Annotated in this window: 1 pseudogene; it reads right to left on the reverse strand. The window is 52.1% G+C overall.

Annotated elements, in window-relative coordinates:
* Positions 1-171 precede the first annotated feature (171 nt).
* A pseudogene (locus CF137_RS21320) lies at positions 172-729 on the reverse strand (IS630 family transposase); the annotation flags it as partial.
* Between the last annotated feature and the right edge of the window lie 487 nt (positions 730-1,216).

Genomic DNA, 1,216 nt, shown 5'->3' on the forward strand with positions numbered 1-1,216 from the left:
ACCCAGAAGGTGAGTGAACCACGGTTAATCAAAGACTTGTTGTATTGAGGCCAGTTGGTGATGGAGTGAAGCGACGTGCCCATGATGCAGACTTGAAGAGGGTGGTGGTGATCAGATCACCGCGCCCTCAGTTAGTTCCATTCAAGCTGCATCGATTTGGGCAACAACGCCGTCTATATCGACTTCATCCTCATAAAACACCGGATTATCGGCATCACAGCGGGCCAGCGCAGCGTCGATATTCGCCATTTTCTCCTGATAGGCCGGGTCTTTTATCCGCAAGGTCGGCACGGGCCTGCGCCAGACAATCCCCATACGAGGTAACCATCGACGAAGTGTGGAGGCTGCCATATTGAGCCCTGTTAACCGATTGATTTTGATAGCCAATAGTTCAGTACACCAACGGCTGCGCTGATAACCAAAATCTTGCGGAGAAAACTGCATGAGCAGCACCAGTAAGGTGACAATCTTGGCGACAGGTAAGACCGGGGCACGGCCAGCCGGTAAGGCTTCTAACGCACCCACACCTTCATCTCGATACCACCGAAGCCAACGGCCGATGGTCGAGCGAGCCGCGCCGGTAAGGTGATGAACATCAGTGATCGTGCGTCCTTCATGTAACAGCAAGATGGCCATCAAGCGACGAGCATGCCCTTTATCACGGGTGGCATGGATGATTTTGTGAATGCGGCGCCGTTGTGGTCGTGGCAGGGGTGGTAGGATAGGCATCAACTCAGTCCTTTGGGTGTGGCTTGTTTTGTTTGGCGACTAATGAGATCGCACAAACTGGACTGAGTTCCCTTCCTCCGGTGATCTACTATTCGGAACAGCTATTTAGTTCCACCAATATGGTTGATGCTGTGGCACAACTGCCGATGACTCCAGTGCATATCCCTCTGTCCCAACGGCTCGGAATGATCGACCACGATTGATGGCCTTGCCATTATGTGGGTTGCCTGTACCTCTATTGTGATAGCAATCCGTTTGTAATTGGCTCCTCTCCCAACCCCCCTACACTCCTACACTCCTACACCTTTGTCCCATGCTCAATCTCATTACCAGCAAGGCTGATGTGCACATTACATATCAGTTAGCAGCCAACCTCTCCTACCCCTCGAGGCCGTCGCATGCATCCCTGATACCGTTCCGAGCATGTCTCGACCTGATATCTGAGAAACAACTTCCCTGGTCATTGGGTAATCCCCCCATTTTTAGG

Source organism: Aeromonas sobria (genome assembly GCF_006243315.1).
Classification (GTDB): domain Bacteria; phylum Pseudomonadota; class Gammaproteobacteria; order Enterobacterales; family Aeromonadaceae; genus Aeromonas; species Aeromonas sobria_A.